The sequence below is a fragment of the Bremerella sp. TYQ1 genome (genome assembly GCF_020150455.1).
Classification (GTDB): domain Bacteria; phylum Planctomycetota; class Planctomycetia; order Pirellulales; family Pirellulaceae; genus Bremerella; species Bremerella volcania_A.
Map to the genome: position 1 here is coordinate 5,747,836 of NZ_CP083740.1, position 16,604 is coordinate 5,764,439.

Annotated in this window: 16 protein-coding genes; 3 read left to right on the forward strand and 13 right to left on the reverse strand. The window is 52.3% G+C overall.

Annotated features, from left to right (window positions below; all coding sequences use genetic code 11):
- Positions 1 to 312: 312 nt before the first annotated feature.
- Positions 313 to 1,023 (forward strand): CPBP family intramembrane glutamic endopeptidase, encoded by a 711-nt coding sequence (locus tag LA756_RS23350; RefSeq protein ID WP_224437137.1) that lies wholly within the window; start codon positions 313 to 315, stop codon positions 1,021 to 1,023.
- A gap of 33 nt (positions 1,024 to 1,056) precedes the next feature.
- On the opposite strand, the gene carA is transcribed toward LA756_RS23350, so the two are convergent.
- The 3 genes from carA to LA756_RS23365 all read right to left on the reverse strand — a co-directional run bounded on the left by carA (position 1,057) and on the right by LA756_RS23365 (position 4,210).
- Positions 1,057 to 2,211, reverse strand: coding sequence for a glutamine-hydrolyzing carbamoyl-phosphate synthase small subunit (gene carA, locus LA756_RS23355; RefSeq protein WP_224437138.1), 1,155 nt, complete (start codon positions 2,209 to 2,211; stop codon positions 1,057 to 1,059).
- 319 nt (positions 2,212 to 2,530) lie between these two features.
- Complete coding sequence (locus LA756_RS23360; protein WP_224437139.1) at positions 2,531 to 2,893, reverse strand: hypothetical protein; 363 nt, start codon at positions 2,891 to 2,893, stop codon at positions 2,531 to 2,533.
- Positions 2,894 to 2,959: 66 nt separating this feature from the next.
- Positions 2,960 to 4,210, reverse strand: coding sequence for an aminotransferase class I/II-fold pyridoxal phosphate-dependent enzyme (locus tag LA756_RS23365; RefSeq protein ID WP_224437140.1), 1,251 nt, complete (start codon positions 4,208 to 4,210; stop codon positions 2,960 to 2,962).
- A gap of 203 nt (positions 4,211 to 4,413) precedes the next feature.
- Here LA756_RS23365 and LA756_RS23370 point away from each other — a divergent pair, with 203 nt between their 5' ends.
- The gene (locus LA756_RS23370) at positions 4,414 to 4,878 is read left to right on the forward strand and encodes an OsmC family protein (RefSeq protein WP_224437141.1); all 465 of its coding nucleotides are present in this window, start codon (positions 4,414 to 4,416) and stop codon (positions 4,876 to 4,878) included.
- A gap of 129 nt (positions 4,879 to 5,007) precedes the next feature.
- Here LA756_RS23370 and LA756_RS23375 read toward each other — a convergent pair whose 3' ends face one another.
- From LA756_RS23375 to LA756_RS23420, 10 genes are all read right to left on the reverse strand, one after another.
- The gene (locus LA756_RS23375) at positions 5,008 to 6,939 is read right to left on the reverse strand and encodes a peptidylprolyl isomerase (RefSeq protein WP_224437142.1); all 1,932 of its coding nucleotides are present in this window, start codon (positions 6,937 to 6,939) and stop codon (positions 5,008 to 5,010) included.
- Between the two features lie 244 nt (positions 6,940 to 7,183).
- Positions 7,184 to 7,744, reverse strand: coding sequence for a ribosome recycling factor (gene frr / locus LA756_RS23380; protein WP_224437143.1), 561 nt, complete (start codon positions 7,742 to 7,744; stop codon positions 7,184 to 7,186).
- Positions 7,745 to 7,861: 117 nt separating this feature from the next.
- A complete protein-coding gene (locus LA756_RS23385) occupies positions 7,862 to 8,371 on the reverse strand; it encodes a PH domain-containing protein (RefSeq protein ID WP_224437144.1) in 510 nt (169 codons plus the stop codon).
- Positions 8,372 to 8,452: 81 nt separating this feature from the next.
- Complete coding sequence (pyrH, locus tag LA756_RS23390; protein ID WP_224437145.1) at positions 8,453 to 9,196, reverse strand: UMP kinase; 744 nt, start codon at positions 9,194 to 9,196, stop codon at positions 8,453 to 8,455.
- Positions 9,197 to 9,357: 161 nt separating this feature from the next.
- Positions 9,358 to 10,212 carry a translation elongation factor Ts gene (gene tsf / locus LA756_RS23395; protein WP_224437146.1) on the reverse strand — a complete coding sequence of 285 codons (855 nt, stop codon included), beginning with the start codon at positions 10,210 to 10,212 and terminating at the stop codon, positions 9,358 to 9,360.
- 170 nt (positions 10,213 to 10,382) lie between these two features.
- A complete protein-coding gene (gene rpsB, locus LA756_RS23400; protein ID WP_144976069.1) occupies positions 10,383 to 11,102 on the reverse strand; it encodes a 30S ribosomal protein S2 in 720 nt (239 codons plus the stop codon).
- A gap of 327 nt (positions 11,103 to 11,429) precedes the next feature.
- A complete protein-coding gene (locus LA756_RS23405; RefSeq protein ID WP_224437147.1) occupies positions 11,430 to 11,756 on the reverse strand; it encodes a zf-HC2 domain-containing protein in 327 nt (108 codons plus the stop codon).
- A gap of 74 nt (positions 11,757 to 11,830) precedes the next feature.
- Entirely contained in the window at positions 11,831 to 12,595 is a 765-nt protein-coding gene (locus LA756_RS23410) for a Crp/Fnr family transcriptional regulator (RefSeq protein ID WP_224437148.1), read from the reverse strand.
- Between the two features lie 359 nt (positions 12,596 to 12,954).
- Positions 12,955 to 13,617 (reverse strand): redox-sensing transcriptional repressor Rex, encoded by a 663-nt coding sequence (locus LA756_RS23415; RefSeq protein ID WP_224437149.1) that lies wholly within the window; start codon positions 13,615 to 13,617, stop codon positions 12,955 to 12,957.
- 179 nt (positions 13,618 to 13,796) lie between these two features.
- On the reverse strand, positions 13,797 to 14,297 hold the full coding sequence (locus LA756_RS23420; protein WP_224437150.1) for a type II secretion system protein: 501 nt from the start codon (positions 14,295 to 14,297) through the stop codon (positions 13,797 to 13,799).
- Positions 14,298 to 14,905: 608 nt separating this feature from the next.
- Here LA756_RS23420 and LA756_RS23425 point away from each other — a divergent pair.
- Complete coding sequence (locus LA756_RS23425) at positions 14,906 to 16,558, forward strand: hypothetical protein (RefSeq protein ID WP_224437151.1); 1,653 nt, start codon at positions 14,906 to 14,908, stop codon at positions 16,556 to 16,558.
- The last annotated feature ends 46 nt before the right edge of the window (positions 16,559 to 16,604 follow it).

The following is a 16,604-nucleotide window of genomic DNA, read 5'->3' on the forward strand; positions in this document are numbered from 1 at the left end:
GAAACCTTTGAATGTCGCAAACGCTGGAGTGTTGATCGGTTAAGGGGGTGCCCTTCCAGGGAACTGACAGGTTCTGCCTGCGAGTTATTTACAGAAGGGCCGCAATTCATGCGAATATAAGCTGAAAAGTTTACTTGAGAATGCAAGCAAGCGTCAACCAGCCCTTATCTTACGCCGTTTAGCGGATCGGGATTTTCGGACTTCCTGCCCAATCAACCCCTACAGCCGTTTGGCGCGACTCAGGGGAAACGCGACAATGAACGAACTAAGGGAACGGCAGTTAGGATCTCGTTCACGTAGTGCCCACCCCGAATGTATTTGGACTCTAAACAGCAGATCGACGTGTTTGACGACGAAGACGATTACGACTACGAAGACCCTGTTGGCCCTGAAATGACCGCGCGAGAGCGTGCCGAGGGGTTTATCCGTACCGCGGTACTGTTCGAGTCGGCTTTAGCGTTCGTGGCAGTCGGTTTAGGCTGGCTTGTCGGCGTTGCCCCGTGGATCAGTACAAGCTGGGATACCGGCACCGCGGCAGCCATATTCGCGTCGATTGGCACTGGAGCACTTGCTACTTTGCCGCTACTAGCGGCATTTATGTGGCTTCAGTACGCCGAAATCGATTCGCTGAACGAGCTGCAAGAGTTCATGGATCGCCAAATTGTCCCTCTTTTCCGCGAAGCAACTTTGCTGGAACTTGGCCTCATTAGCCTTGCCGCAGGTCTTGGGGAAGAAGCCTTGTTTCGTGGCGTCATCCAAACCTATTTGCAACAGTTGATGGGAGCCGATGCCGGTCCAGCCGTGCCGATCCTATTAACCAGCCTGCTGTTTGGCGTGGTGCATTACGTTTCGAGGGAATACTTCATCATCACTGCGATTATGGGGGCATATCTCGGGATTTGGTTCTATTACACCGGAGATATCATCGTTCCAATCGTCATTCACACGCTGTACGATTGGTTCGCACTGGCTTACCTCAAAAAGATGGCGCCCGAGATGGAAGCGGAATCGGACGAAGCGTAATTGCAATTCGTCCGATGTTATCTGCGGCAATTGTTAGACGGCCGCAGCTCCCTTGTTTTCGTCCATGGCATTACGGAAGCGGTTGAACAGATATTCGCTATCGTGTGGGCCAGCCGAAGCTTCTGGATGATACTGCACGCTGAATGCTGGCAGTTCTTTGTGCTTTACCCCAGCGACCGTATTGTCGTTGAGATTGCGATGCGTGATTTCCAGGCAATCAGGAAGGCTTTCTTCCTCGACCGCGAAGCCATGGTTCTGGGACGTGATTTCAACTTTGTCGGTTCCAATGTCGAGAACCGGCTGGTTGGCACCGCGATGTCCAAACTTCAGCTTAAATGTTTTCGCGCCACACGCCAGCGATAGCAGTTGATGCCCCAAGCAAATACCGAAGATCGGCTTCTTGCCCAACAGGCCTTGGATAGTCTCAACCGGACCAGTCAGCGGTTCAGGATCGCCAGGTCCGTTCGACAGAAAAATACCATCGGGGTCATGGCTCAGGACTTCTTCGGCAGAAGCCGTTCCAGGAAGAACGGTTACCTTGCATCCCAAATCGCGAAGATGCCGTGGGATGTTCCATTTCATGCCGTAGTCTAAAGCTACAACGTGCAGGTCTTGGTCCTTACGGCTGCCCTCGGCACGGGTTTTGTCGCCCATTTTGATCCAAGGGCTGAGATCTTCTTCCCACATTTTTTGCTGCTCAGGTAGCACTTCCTGAACTAAGTTGCGGCCCACAAGTCCGGCACTTGCCTTCGCTTTTTCGACGAGCGATGCGTCGTCTAGATCAACACTGGAAAGGACCGCTTTCATCGAGCCTTGGGTACGAAGACGTCGCACCAGCGCACGTGTATCGATGTCGGACATGCCGACGACGTTGTTCTTCTTGAGAAACTCGTCGAGGGAGCCTTCCGAGCGAAAATTGCTAACCACACGGCTGGCTTCGCGGACAATGAAGCCTGCCATATGGATCTTGGCGCTCTCCATGTCTTCGGCATTTACACCGTAGTTGCCGATTTGAGGGTAGGTCATCGTCAAGATCTGACCACGATAGCTTGGATCGGTCAGGATCTCTTGATAGCCAGTCATCGAAGTGTTGAAGCATGCCTCGCCGGTAACTTCGCCGATGGCTCCAAACGCTTGGCCAGTAAAAACAGAACCATCTTCCAGAGCGAGTTTAGCAGGCTGCGTCATGTCGATTCGAGTTCTTCTATCAGGGTTCGCGATGGACGACCGAGGACGACTTCGGGAGAGAAACAGTGTCGCTTTTCGACACGACTAAAGTCTTCCCGAAGATGGGCCCGATACCAAAGAGTACGGCTGTGGGTCTCCAAGCGAAAGTTTGGACAGCCTTTGGGAAAGCACTTGTTTCGGCGAGCAGGTGCTTTCCTTTTTTTATGTCTAGGTTTAGGCCCTTAATGTAGGCAAATTTCCGCTATTATAGGCGAGTGACAGCAGTCGTACAGGGGCTAGTTTGGCGGGGAACCGGTATTCCGCAGCTTCCCTGTCGAGATTATCGCGGTGACGCGATCCAACGCTTGAAAAACGCCCTTTGCTGGGCAACTGTGGAGGGGACAACAGCTTCGTCTGTCCCAAAAGTCTCAACGAGATGCTCTTGTTCGGCCGCTCGTCCAATTTCCATCCGGTAGGCGACCATTCCTTGTCCCATGTCACGGCACATATTCGACGGGTAAACGTCTTCGCAAGCACCGTAGCATGCTGGTCGCCACCCAAGTGGTTCCAACTCTTCGCGGATTTGGCAGAGTGCGTCGAAGTAGTTCCAGTCGGTCGATTCAAACGTTCCGATCGAAGATTTAAGTGTGAGATTGCACCGACGTGGATCAGGCCGACCAGCCCGAAGAAGAAACTTGCCCATGCACGTCTCTTCGGAATCATGGACAAGTTGGATCTCAAATTCGCGTGCAGCCGTCACTGAATCGCCTTACGCGGTAACCGATTCTGATTCGGCTTCCTTGAGGCAGCCTTTGATCTGGCGAACAGCTTGGCGAAGTCGGTTTTCGTTCTCGACCAGGCTCAAACGCAGGTAACCTTCGCCGCTGGGGCCGAAGCCGCTTCCTGGGCTGACCGCAACGTCCCCTTTTTCGAGCAACATCATGGCAAAATCCATGGTGCTCATCCGTTTTTGCCATTCGTCTGGGATTTTGGCCCATACGAACATTCCCGCACGCGGTGGAGTCACATCCCAGCCAAGGCGATTTAGTCCGTCGACCAATGCATCTCGGCGGCCTTGGTAGATTTGGCTCTGTGCTTCAACGGCCGCGTCACCCTCGCGAAGGGCGATAATCGACGCGATCTGGATAGCTTGGAACATGCCGTAGTCGTAATAGCCCTTGATGGTACCCAGGCCACGGATCATCTCACGATTTCCTGCGCAATATCCAACACGCCACCCGGCCATGTTGTAGCCCTTGCTCATCGTGGTGAATTCCACCCCAACGTCGCTTGCCCCCGGAGCGGAAAGGAAGCTGGGCGGCTTGTAGCCATCGAATGCAACGTCAGCGTAAGCGAAGTCGCTAATCACCATCAGGCCATACTTCTTCGCGATTTTTACGACATCCACGAAGAATTCCGGCTCAACGGTTACCGTCGAGGGATTGTGCGGATAGCAAATAATCAGCAGTTTTGGCTTGGGATAGAGATGCTCGCACGTGTAAGCGATGTTCGAGAGGAACTTTTCGCTGTCCGCCACGTCCAGCGAAATCACGTTCCCAGAAGCCAATGCGACTGCGTAGGTGTGCACTGGGAAGTAAGGCGCTGGGACGATCGCTGTGTCGCCAGGCCCCATCATGGCCAAGCACATGTGCGAAAAGCCTTCTTTCGACCCCAGACAAACCATCACTTCGGATTCAGGATCGAGCCGAACGCCATACTTTTTCAAGTATTTGGCCGAAACCTCACGGCGTAAATTACGAATACCATTGGACTTGCTGTAACCATGGTTGCGGACATCCTTCACCGCTTCACACATCTTTTCCATGACGTAATCGGCCGGCGGATCGGACGGGTTGCCCATCCCCATATCGATCACGTCATTCCCGGCGACTCGCTTATCGTACAGCAAAGCGTTGATCCGCCCGAACATGTACGGGGGCAGACGATAAACGCGCTGAGCGAACTGAACCTCGAATGGAGGATCTTGGTGGTCGTCGTTGGATTGAGCGGAATCAGACATGGGGGTCGTATTTCAGCAAAGTGGAGGGAAGTTAAATTTACCAGAATTCAAGCCACGTTCCGGTGCGCCTATTCTAAAATCGGCGAACCCAGAAGCCAAGGCGAGACGGTCGCTTAGAACGTATCGACCGTTCAGTTTGGACAGTCTCGTGCAAAATGAGTTCACTTAGGAGCCTCAAGAATCGTCTTGGGAAGGAAACTGCCGTGGAAAACTACTCAGTCAAACTGTCTTGGGAGCGAGGCGAAGACGATTTCCTGGATAAAAAGTATCATCGGGCGCACACATGGTCGTTTGATGGCGGTGCGACCGTTGCTGCTTCCTCGTCACCGAATGTCTTGCCACCGCCGATGTCAGATCCAACGGGTGTTGATCCTGAAGAAGCGTTTGTTGCTGCGATCGCGAGTTGCCACATGCTTTGGTTTTTGGCCATTGCTGCGAAGCACCGCTGGATAGTGGATAGTTACGAGGATCAGCCGGTAGGAACAATGGACAAAAACGATCAGGGAAAAACGGCCGTTGCCGTTGTAACGCTGCGACCGAAGGTCGTTTTCGTTGGAGAGCATCAGCCAACCGAGTATGAGGTAGAGACGCTGCATCATGAAGCGCACGGGCTTTGTTTTATTGCTAATTCCGTTAAATCGGAAATTCGAATCGAACCACGAGGCTAATTGCCGGCTCTTGTTCGATTGATTTTCGTGCCCCTCAAGAACACGAAAAAAGGCGGCTCTGATGAGCCGCCTCTTCACGAATGATTCCCCCAACGTCTGCCTTCCCAGGGAAAGCAGATTGCCCGTTGGTTATTTTCGTTGTTCCATCTGCTGACGAACGGCTGCTTCGTACGCTTTACCAGCTTGCGTGGTATTGGCGAGGAAGTTGTCGATCTGAGCGTTTTCACGAAGGCGGTCGAATTCTTCGGCCATCGCCAAACGCAGTTTCTTTTCATGGAGTTCCTTGACCAATTCATCGCGGACGTCTTCCACGTTGTTGATCAATGGTTTGGTGCGACCGAGGCTGTACAGAATAATGTACTGATTGCCAGTTGCGACGATTCCGGAGATTTCGCCCGGCTGTAAACGGAATGCTTCGTTCTCGATAGTCGGTTGTCCGCCATGCTGACGAATTGGAGGTACCTGACCGTCGTTGTTCTTCGAGACAGGTTCGATCGAGTATTGGCGAGCCAGTTCACCGAAGAATTGTTCCGTCGGGTTTCGGCGAGCCATTTCCCAAACCTCTTGAGCACGTCGTTGGCTGTCGAGGACGATGGCGAGTACTTGGGCTCGTTCGCCATAGTTCGCGGAGAAACCCTTTTGGATGTCTTCTTCGCTGATCTGTACTTTGTTGTCGACCAGTTTCTTTAAAGCAACGGTTGGCCAGACAGCATCGCGAACATAAAGCTCGACGGAAACACCTTGTTCTTCGGTGACTTGCTTCAGCCATGCTTCCATGTCGGGCTTACCTTCCTTGGTAAGGAAGCCGAACGAGTCGGCGGCACGAATGATTTCGGCCTCTAAGTCGGCTTCGCTGACGGAAAGACGGCGACGCGTCAACTCTTGCTGAAGGATCTTGCGATTGATTTCGCCATCAAGCACTTCCGTACCATGTCGGCTAATGCATTCTTCTTTCAGCTCTTGCAAACTGACTGGCTGGCCATTGAGCGTGGCAGCAACCCCAGGCATTTGGGAAGACTTGGCCGGATCGTTGAACACATTGACGATTTGAGCGCTCGCCTGCAGCTTTTCGTAGATTTCGCCGGCAGAGTCACGCATTTTGCGTTCGCGAACAAGATCAGACAATCGCTGACGAATGCCAGGCAGGCTTTGAGCTGGGATCTGATCGGCTGGCAGGTGGTCTTCGCACTTGAAGATCAGGTACTGACCGGCGACGAACAGAACAGGAGAGATCTCTCCTGGCTTCATGCTGAAGACCATCTCTTCAATTTCAGCGTTGCCCACGTGCTTACGAACCGGTGGGATCAAGCCACGTGCCGCTGCACTATTGACGTCTTGCGAGTAATCCTTGGCCATGTCGGCAAACGAATCTGGCTTCGCTGCGGCTTTGGCTCGAAGCTCTTCGGCCAGACCACGTTCGTTCAGCGAGATCATGCGAACTTTGACCTTTGGGCCGTAGTTCTTTTCCATTTCGACTTGAACTTCCGCGTCGGTCACTTCCAGTTGGCCGGCAGCCAGCTTTCGCAGGGCAAGCGTTGGCCAGATGATTTCGCGACGATATTGGCCGGGAGTAACGTTGCGTTCTTCTTGAAGAAGCCCCAACCAGCGATCGACCGAAAGACCGAACTTCTTGGCGATGCCGTTGATTTCGTTATCGATGTCAGCTTCGGTGATCTGAATACCCTGCTGTTGGCAAGCCATCGAGATCAGGTGACGGTTAAGCAAGCTTTCGAGAACGTCTTCCCCATGGCGTCGAAGTGTTTCTTCGCCAAGTGCATCACGTGTGATCGGTTCGCGATTGACAACCGCAACGGTTTGGATTTTTTGGGAGGTTCGCTTGGGGGCAGCCACTTCTTCGGCAGGAGCTGCCAATGGACCTGAGGCCGCTTGACGCTGAGGGGCTGCCTGTCGTTGGACAGGAGCTTGGGCTTCCGCTTGTTGCGGACCTCCGGCGATTTGTCGCCATGCGACGACGCCACCAATCAAAACAACAAATCCGACGGCTGCCAAAACCCAGGACTTACCCAGGGGAAGTCGGCGAGTAGCATCCTTGCCAGTCATTCCGCTTGCTCCAAAAATTTTTTGCAAGATTTTCTCAAGGAGAGATGTTCGAAGTACCGATACCATTAGGTTCGGGCAGCGGAATATACGAGGGATGCTAGAACCGGGTCAAGATCGATTTGAAAGCGTGACTACCAACGCTAATGGAATAGCGAAATGCGGTGCTAGCAAAAAAACAGGCGGTGCATCCGTTGGGAGTACACCGCCTGTATGTGGATATAGTTAGGCCGACTGAGACGCAAGTCTAGTCTTCCATCACTTCCTTCTCTTTGGTTTTCGCGAGCTCGTTGACCTGATCTTCGTACTTCTTGGTCAACTCTTGGACGCTGTCCTTGATGTCATCGCGAATGTCTTCGCTGATGGTCTTATCTTTTTCGGAAGTGTCCGCGGCTTTGTTGGCATCGCGTCGAATGTTGCGAATCGAAACGCGAGACTCTTCAGCGAGCTCTTTGATACGCGAAACGAGCTTCTTGCGAACTTCCGTGGACAGTGGCGGAACGTTTAAACGAATAACACGTCCGTCACTTTGGGGAGCCATCCCCAGATCGCTGGCAACAATGGCCTTTTCGATATCCTTGATAGCACTGGTATCGTAAGGGCGAATCAGCAGTTGACTTGGTTCGGGAACACTGACCGAAGCGATTTGCTTAATTGGCTGAAGCGATCCATAAACTTCGACTCGAAGTGAGTCGACGAGACCAGGCGTTGCACGTCCAGTACGAACGCCGCTAAGGCCGTTCTTGAGGACGTCGATCGCTTTTTCCATACGCTGCGTAGCGTCATCCGTAATTTGATCCGCGTTCATCTTTGGTAACCTTTATCGCAGGAATGATCCTCGCTAACTAACGGTTGAGGCGTAAGTTGGCCTCCGAGAATAACCTACACCACCAGTGACGGCGTGAAAAGATAACGCCCCGTTTGGCTAGACCTGCTTCGCGAGATTGCCCACTTCGTTACTAGTGAGATCGGGACTGGCTGCCTGAAGTGTTTCTAGGAACACGTTTCGGTCACTTGGTGAAATCAGCACCGCTGGCGGGAAAAGCCCAAACCATTTGTGACTTTGGCTTTTCTGATAACGAATAAACACCGCTTCTTTCGATAACGCAAAGCGGAGATGTGGCCCTCCCATGAGCAGCCACAGGCTCGAAGTCTTCTCGGCTTTAGTAATTTGATATATAGGAATCCGCCACCAAAACGGACCGCACTGAACTCGCAGATGCGTCTCGGTGATCTCGTAGAACGTTCGCATCCAGATCGACTGGATCAGAACGCCAGTCAACAATAACAGAACTATTGCGAAGTAGGGCGATCCGGGAATGAATGCGGAGACCAAGCCCAGTCCGAAACTGGCGATGGCCATACCAGCCAAAAGGACAGAGATTCCAAGGTCAACTTGCGCAGGGAAGCGTGTTGTTTTGATCATGCGAATCATCTGATTCGAGGTACACTTCGGTTCGTTTACGTACTTGCCGAAGTGCTATTCGCTATCCTCGCGTCAATCTTGGCTTTTCGCTCATAGATTGGGATCGATCAGCGTTCCGACTTGTTCGCCGCGGACGGCCTTCTGGATATTGCCGTCGGTCTTAAAGTTAAAAACCAGGATCGGCATGCCATGTTCGCGACATTGGCTAATGGCAGTGCCGTCCATAACACGTAGGTTTTCGGCAACAACCTGATCGAAGCCAAGCGTGCGATAGAAGACAGCGTGAGGATTCTTTTCGGGATCGTCACTGTAGACGCCGTCGACCCGAGTGGCTTTCATCAGGATATCGGCTTCCAGTTCTAATGCGCGTTGCGCTGCAGCCGTGTCGGTGGTCACGAATGGACTTCCGGTGCCGGCTGCGAGGATGACGATTCGTCCCTTTTCCAAATGACGGGAAGCCTTACGACGAATGTACGGCTCGGCGACGCCATGCATATGGATCGCCGTCATCAGACGCGTCGACATGCCAAGGCTTTCGAGAGCGTCTTGAAGTGCCAAGCCATTGATCACCGTGGCCAACATTCCCATGTAGTGAGCCGTGGCTTCCTGGATCGAGGCGCTTTCGTTCTTGAACTGGCCACCTCGCAAGATATTTCCGCCACCAATCACGACCGCGATCTGACAGCCAAGCTGGGAGGCCTGTTGAACTTGCTGTGAAATGCTCACGACTTCGTCCATGGCAATTCCTCGTTCTCCGGCCCGAGAGAAGCTTTCTCCGGAAAGCTTGAGGATGATTCGCTTGTACTTGGTATTCGATTCGGGAGTATCCGACATGTCTGGGCCGTCCTAGGAGCAATCGTGGCAAGTTTCAGGATTGGGGAGATTTTAACCGAGATTGCCGGCAATGTGCAGGAGAACGCAGCGCATAAAAAAATCCCTCGACGAAATTCGCCGAGGGATTTTATCAATTGCAACTTATGGTCAGCGTGAAAGGACTAGCCTTCTTCCGCTGGGGTCGCGTCGTCGCCGATGACCCAGTGGGTGAAGTTCTTGATCTTCACGCCATTTTCCTGAGCATACTTGCTGACGGTCTGCTTTGGCTCTTTGACGAACGGTTGTTCGAGCAAAGCGACTTGAGCGTAGAAGTTACGCAGTCGACCTTCGACCATCTTGTCGATGATGTTTTCCGGCTTGCTCGAATCTTCGTTCAAAGCGGCTGCTTTGAGGATCGATCGTTCCTTTTCGATCAAAGCAGGGTCGATGTCTTCCTTGCTCAGGACCGAAGGGCTCATCGCGGCGACGTGCATGGCGACGTCTTTGACGGCGTCGGCGTTGTTACCTTCCACTTCGATCAAAACACCGCTAACGGTGCTCGAGTTATGGCTGTAACCACCGGTCGCACCTTCGACGCGGACCATACGGCCGACGTTGAAGACTTCGCGAATGCGGTTGAACATGTCGTCTTTCAAATCGCCCAGGGTCGAACCTTCTTTGATCGTGGAAGGTTGAGCCAGGAGTTCCTCGGCAGTGGTAACGCTTGGAGTTTCGGCGTAAACCTTGGCCAGATCGTCAGCCAAAGCGATGAACTCTTCCAGCTGGGTCACTGGAGCGCTTTCGCACTTGAATTCAACCATGGCACCTTTTTCAGCATCGGTGTAGATGCCGACGCGACCGAATTCGGTAACGCGGTCGGTGCGGTTGAGCATCTTGACTTTGCCGTTTTCGCGAAGCCACAAGATTGCCTTTTCTTCGTCGCCATTCGACTCGGTCAGGGCTTTTTTGCATTCCATCATGGGAAGGCCGGTCTTTTCGCGAAGTGCTTTAACCGCTCCGGCGGTGATTGCCGTCATCGTCTTATCTCCAATGCTCGAAATTGGTCGCTCAGAAAGTTGTGAGAGCTATACGTGAAAAATTCTACCGCTGCGGGTTTCCCTCGGCGAAGACCGATTAGGTTAACATTTGAAGGAGATTGCTCGTTCCTTCGAGGTTCACCGAGGGAGTCCCATCAGGCGAAAACGCCTTACTTGGCAGCTTGTTCCGTTTGCTGGGCAGCGTGGTGCTTGCCGTCGATTGCCGCATCGGCCATCAACTTCAGGAACATTTCGATCGAACGGATACCGTCGTCGTTGCCTGGGATCGGCAGGTCGACTTGATCTGGATCGCAGTCGGTATCGGTCAAAGCCACAGTGGTAATTCCCAGGGACTGGGCTTCCTTGATGGCGTTCTTTTCTTTCTTGGGGTCAACGATGACCAACGCTTCAGGAAGGCGGTTCATCGTTCGCAGACCGTTCAAGTTACGGTACATCTTGCGGTACTCGCGGTTGAGCGAAGACTGCATCTTCTTCGAGTACTTGGCGAGTTCGTCGCCTTCGATGATTCGTTCCAGCTCTTCCAGGCGGCTCAAACGGCTACGAATAGTACGGAAGTTGGTCAGCGTGCCACCGAGCCAGCGTTCGTTGATGAACGGCATGCCACAGCGTTCGGCTTCACGTTCAATTGCCGCACCTGCTTGACGCTTGGTACCGACAAAAAGCACGAGGCTGCCACCTTCAGAGACCTGCGCCAAGTATTTCTTGGCTCGCAGGAGGCCGCGAATGGTCTCGCGAACATCGATGATGTGAATTTGGTTCTTTTTAGCGTAGATGTACGGAGCCATCTTCGGATTCCACCGACTGGTACGGTGACCGAAGTGAATACCGCATTCGACAAGTTCTTGGACGAACTGCTGTCCGCTAGACATGGCGTTAAATCCTTTTGGGATAAGGGGATGCCATTAAGGATTGTCCGCTCTAGGCTCTAGATTGGCGCCATACCAACCAGTGGAAGCGATACCTGTGTCCACCACAATTCTGAAGCCCGAAAACCTCACTTCCCGCACAGTTTTCGGAGAATTTGCAGTGGCTGAACGTTCAAACCCAGGCGGGCTCTTTGCGAAAAAGAAGCTTCCCCGGTTTCGAGTCTTCCCCACATTCACTATTTGAGGGGGAAGGGAAGCAGATGAAGGTACCCGATTCGGCAAAAATCGTCAATAACCCACGCCACAGGCGGATAAATCTCGGCCTGATTATTAGGTGTTCTCGTATTTTCTGCGACAACCGGGGCAATGTTTCAGGTGCTTTTCAACCGCTTTTCGATCTGCCACGGCAACCAATGAACCGTCAGCATAGGCTGGCAGCATGTCCATGGTCTCTTCACAAGAGAGAATCGCGATCGAGCCATCCTTCGAGAGCATCATCAAGGAAGTGCCCACCCCGATGGCAGCAAGGGACATCGCACCGCCGGCTATGAGAAATCTCCGCCGTCGCCGAACACGCAGCGATTGCTCTTTCAGCGCGTCTTGGAGATCAGAGAGTTCTCCAGGCGGGCAGCGTGTCCAGGGATCTTGTGAGGGCATAATAAGCGGTAGTCCAGCGTCGGATGGGAATGACGCCACGGGGAATAGGAATCCGGCAGGAGTTAAGTACCGTATCAGGTACCGAATGATGGACGCAAATAGGTATTGGATGTAGGGAGTGTTTCTCGCGGTGCTTCTTCAAGCTGGATCGGAGCGGATCCGACCTGGTGAGCTAGTTGGTCAGGGGCTTTTAAGGTTACTTTTCGACGACCTAGTTCAATGAGTCCTTCGTTCTGCATCGCACCTAGCACCACCGTTACTGTTTCTCGGGTGCTTCCAACGATGCTGGCCAAGTCTTGGTGCGATAGGCGAATGGTTAACTCAATTCCCTTTGCTGTTTCTCGACCGTATTGCTCAGCCAATTCTAACAAGAGATGGATGATTCGCTCTCGATTGGGCAAGTAGAGGAGGTTTTTGACACGTCGCTCAATTCGGCGTCGACGAAATCCAATGACCTTGGTGATGCCAATGCAAAGGTTGGCATGTTCTTCCATGAGACTGGATAAGCACTTTCGTGGTATCGCAATAATCCGAGAGTTTTCGACCGCTTCGGCATACTCATCACGACTACCAACGTTCAGGATTGCCAATTCTCCGAAGATCTCACCAGGTTCGATGAATGCCAAAATGGACTGTTTCCCATCACTCGTCAGATGGCAGATTTTGACGCGGCCGCTTGCCAGAACGAGAACGGAATCGGCATTGTCCGCGGGCAGATAAATTGGTTCCCCTTTGGCGATCGTCCTCGCGCGGCTTTCTGCTTCCAGGCGTTGAATCTGCGAATCGGTACAGGTTTCAAACAGCCGGCAAGATTTGAGGTACCAGATTTGTCCTGCCATGGTCGTTCCTCTTAAGTGCTTTCGCGAACCCTGCGTGGGGCAGGGGAGTGGTCGTTGGTACCAACTCAGATGCCCAACTCGCTTTCAGGTTACGCATTTTCGCGGAGAATGAATCTTATCAGAGGTTGTTCTTCCCTCAATGCCTAAGGAAGAGACCTGCAAAGCGCATAAAAAAAGCACGTCATGAGGACGTGCTTAGCTACCCCCCGAGGATTTGAACCTCGACTGACAGAGCCAAAATCTGTAGTGCTACCATTACACTAGGGGGTAATTCCCGCTGACGGGACTATAGATAGTACTGGAAACCCCAACCTCTCGACAAGAGGACCCTGAAACAAACCTGGGGTTCGCTTCGGAAATTACGACAAACGCGAAGTCATTGCGAAAGAAAGTTGCTCCATCTCTATGGCCAAATCTACGCCAATGACGGTTGCCTCCTCTGGCAGTTTTAGTGTAACCGCAGCAAAGTTGAGGAAACCACGGATTCCAGCCGAAACGAGTCGTTCGGCGACCTCTTGAGCCGCATTCGCTGGCACGGCCAGGATCGCGAGTTGAATCGACTTCTCCTTCACGATCCGATCGACTTCGTCAAGGCTGAAGACTGGAATCCCTTCGATTTCAGTGCCGACAATTTTCGGATCGAGATCAAAGGCTGCGACCGTATTGAACCCCTGGTGAGAAAAACCTCGGTACCCGAGAAGTGCTCGCCCCAGATTACCTACCCCAACTAAGGCCACCGGCCATCGTTGATCGGTTCCCATGATTTGACGAATCGTTGCTGTTAATTCCGCACATCGGTAGCCGACACCGGGGTAGCCGAATTGGCCGAAGTTTGCGAGATCTTTGCGTACTTGGGCGTCGGAAAAACCGAGCATTTCTCCAAGTTTAGTACTGCTGGTGGTTTCGATGCCATTTCTCTCGAGACGAGAGAGCTCTCGAAGATAGAGGCTTAGGCGACTAATAACAGCTTTCGAGACACGCTGATCGCTGGAAGGTTTCTTGTTGTCTTTACTCTTCGCCATGACTTGCGCAATCGACGTGCCGCTTAGGGATTGAGGTTCAAAGCTATTTCAACTCTAACCTCTTTGCGGACTGCCCAACAAGGGTGGTTATCGAAGCTTACTTGCCAAGAAATAAGAAGAGCCCGGCCACAAATTGTGCCAGGCTCTTCCGTTTGCTTTCGGGACTCGTACGTCAGGGATTATTCTTCGCCAAGTTCTTCGTAATTGATCCAAATTTCACCCGTCGAGGCGTTGTAAAGCCAGCCGTCGGTGTCGTTGAAGTCTGAAGAGACAGGGTCAGCAGTCACCACCTTAATGGTGTCGCTGTTGGTGAAGTTATTGACGGGAATCTTTGATAGGTAAGGGCCAAATGGACCATCTGCGGTGCCGTCGGCCTTGGTGGAAATGGTCAACTCGTTAAGCGTGTTGCCAGGGACAGCTCCTTCGTGGTGAGCACGATACAGCTGAATCTGTGATCGGAGCGTGTGTAGGTTGAACAGGGCGCTGCTCTTCTTGGCATCGGTCGTCGAGTCCGTGAATTGTGGAATGACCGTGGCAGCGAGGACAGCCAGGATCACCACAACAATGAGAACTTCAATCAGCGTGAAACCGGCCTTCTTCGATTGCGACATTGTTTTGAGACTCCAAGTCTGATATTTGCTGACGCTCTTGGCGAATGCCCGCTTTAAAGGGGTCAGCATGGTTATCTTGTTTCTATGCGTACGAGGGTTATCCGAAAGCGTCGATGTAAAAGCTTTCTGAAGGTAGATACGTTACGGCTTGGCCCGGTCAAGCAGATTTTCCCTAAATCGCTTGCATGCCATCCATTGGTATGGGAACGGTTCTCTGGATTGCTAAGTGAATGCCACTTCACTGGTGGACTTTTTGACTCTTCAAGGCCAGGGGGATCCTAAAATCCCCCGAGAAAAATCGGCCTAATCCTATTTCTGAATACCGTCGGTAAATTCTGCTTTCCCGGTAAACATGGACGCTGCTGGCATATTCGATTTGATGCTTGCATGCTGCTTATCTGGCTATGTCTGCCCATGTTTTGAAAAACACCTAGTTGTTCCGTCTCAAGCATTTATCCCAGATTGACGATACAGAAGGACATCTGGGTGCTGAATAGGCGACTTGGGTAGTCAATGCATGACGCGAAAGACGCTCTAAGTAGGTGCTTTGGATAAACGGGCGATAGCAGGAGATATTGCACGAACCAATGTTTGAGGGCACAGGACACGGCAAGGATTTGCCCAAACCAGGCCAGGCCCTTAGTCGTACGGCGTTTTGTCAACGAAGGAGAAGGAAAATGCGAGCTGTATTGGGATTGCCGATCCTAGCGGTCATGTTGGCTGCTTTTTCGGCGAACTCGGCTGAAGCCGCTTATGGCGGATTGTTCAGCTTCCGAAATGCTGGCTGTTGTGAGCCGGCAACTTACGAGTGCTGCAAACAGCAGTGCTACACCGTCAACAAGACCTGCAAAGAGGTCGTCTACGAAAAGCAGGAACAGACCTGCTACAAGACTGTTTATGAAACAGTCTACGAAGACAAAACTGTGGATTGCGTGACCTACGAAACGGAAACGCGCTACAAAGATTGCACGTACACCACGTGCAAACCAGTTTGGGAAACCAAGTACCGCACGGTGAACTACACCACCTGCAAGCCGGTTTGGGAAACCCGAACGAAAGACATTTGCTACACCGTGTGCAAGCCTGTCTACGAAACCAAGACGAAGACCTACAACTACACGGTCTGCAAGCCAGTCTGGGAAACGAAGACCAAGGAAATCTGCTACACCGTGTGCAAGCCAGTCTGGGAAACCAAGACGAAGGACATTTGCTACACCGTTTGCAAGCCTGTCTACGAAACCAAGACGAAGACCTACAACTACACGGTCTGCAAGCCAGTCTGGGAAACGAAGACCAAGGACATCTGCTACACGGTTTGCAAGCCTGTCTGGGAAACCAAGACCAAGGAAATTTGCTACACCGTTTGCAAGCCTGTCTACGAAACCAAGTATCGTGACGTTTGCGAAACCATCTGCAAGCCAGTTCATTACACCAAGACGGTTAAGGTCTGTGGCGGTCACTGGGAAACCAAGACCGAAACGATCCCCGGTCCTGTTGTGAAGAAGTGCATCCAAGAACCAGGTTGCTGGACTTGGGACCCTTGCAAGTGCAAGTGCGTCTACTGCCCAGGCGAAACCAAAGTTGTTGAAGTTCAATGCCCACCTAAGACCTGCTGCAAAAAGGTTTGGGTTCCTGAAGTGACCGAAAAGCAGATCGACTGCGTTCGTTACGAAAAGGAAACCATCACCAAGCAGGTTCCTTACAAGGTCTGCAAGATGGTGCCAGAACAGCGTACCAAGACTTGCACCTACAAGGTGTGCCGCATGGAAAAGGAACAACGCGTTAAGACTTGCACCTACAAAGTCTGCAAGATGGTTCCTGAACAACGCACCAAGACTTGCACCTACAAGGTCTGCAAGATGGTTCCTGAACAGCGAGTCAAGACTTGCACCTACAAGGTTTGCAAGATGGTTCCTGAACAGCGTACCAAGACTTGCACCTACAAGGTCTGCAAGATGGTTCCTGAGCAGCGTACCAAGACTTGCACCTACAAGGTCTGCAAGATGGTTCCTGAACAGCGTACCAAGACTTGCACCTACAAGGTCTGCAAGATGGTCAAGCAGTGCCACACGAAGGAAGTGCCTTACAAGGTGTGCAAGATGGTCCAAGAGACCCACACCAAGCAGGTTCCTTACTGCGTGAAGAAGCCTGTCCACACCACGAAGACCGTCAAGGTTGCCAAGTGTGTACCTAAGCAAGTTGCTTACACCGTCACTCGCTGCGTCCCAAAGGTCGTTTGCAAGACGGTTCCAGTCACGGTCTGCTGCCCGGTTCCTTGTGATCCGTGCTGCGGAGAAGCTGCTGCCAGCGATTGCGGCTGCGGTGCGTAACGTTGCAAAACCGGCTCCTTGGACTCTCCGCCAGAGAGTCTAAGGC

Coding starts and splice junctions, on each gene's coding strand:
- LA756_RS23350 (WP_224437137.1), top strand. CDS start 313: ATGTATTTGGACTCTAAACAGCAGATCGACGTGTTTGACGACGAAGAC.
- carA (WP_224437138.1), bottom strand. CDS start 2,211: ATGACGCAGCCTGCTAAACTCGCTCTGGAAGATGGTTCTGTTTTTACT.
- LA756_RS23360 (WP_224437139.1), bottom strand. CDS start 2,893: ATGGGCAAGTTTCTTCTTCGGGCTGGTCGGCCTGATCCACGTCGGTGC.
- LA756_RS23365 (WP_224437140.1), bottom strand. CDS start 4,210: ATGTCTGATTCCGCTCAATCCAACGACGACCACCAAGATCCTCCATTC.
- LA756_RS23375 (WP_224437142.1), bottom strand. CDS start 6,939: ATGACTGGCAAGGATGCTACTCGCCGACTTCCCCTGGGTAAGTCCTGG.
- frr (WP_224437143.1), bottom strand. CDS start 7,744: ATGAACGCGGATCAAATTACGGATGACGCTACGCAGCGTATGGAAAAA.
- LA756_RS23385 (WP_224437144.1), bottom strand. CDS start 8,371: ATGATTCGCATGATCAAAACAACACGCTTCCCTGCGCAAGTTGACCTT.
- pyrH (WP_224437145.1), bottom strand. CDS start 9,196: ATGTCGGATACTCCCGAATCGAATACCAAGTACAAGCGAATCATCCTC.
- tsf (WP_224437146.1), bottom strand. CDS start 10,212: ATGACGGCAATCACCGCCGGAGCGGTTAAAGCACTTCGCGAAAAGACC.
- rpsB (WP_144976069.1), bottom strand. CDS start 11,102: ATGTCTAGCGGACAGCAGTTCGTCCAAGAACTTGTCGAATGCGGTATT.
- LA756_RS23405 (WP_224437147.1), bottom strand. CDS start 11,756: ATGCCCTCACAAGATCCCTGGACACGCTGCCCGCCTGGAGAACTCTCT.
- LA756_RS23410 (WP_224437148.1), bottom strand. CDS start 12,595: ATGGCAGGACAAATCTGGTACCTCAAATCTTGCCGGCTGTTTGAAACC.
- LA756_RS23415 (WP_224437149.1), bottom strand. CDS start 13,617: ATGGCGAAGAGTAAAGACAACAAGAAACCTTCCAGCGATCAGCGTGTC.
- LA756_RS23420 (WP_224437150.1), bottom strand. CDS start 14,297: ATGCTGACCCCTTTAAAGCGGGCATTCGCCAAGAGCGTCAGCAAATAT.
- LA756_RS23425 (WP_224437151.1), top strand. CDS start 14,906: ATGCGAGCTGTATTGGGATTGCCGATCCTAGCGGTCATGTTGGCTGCT.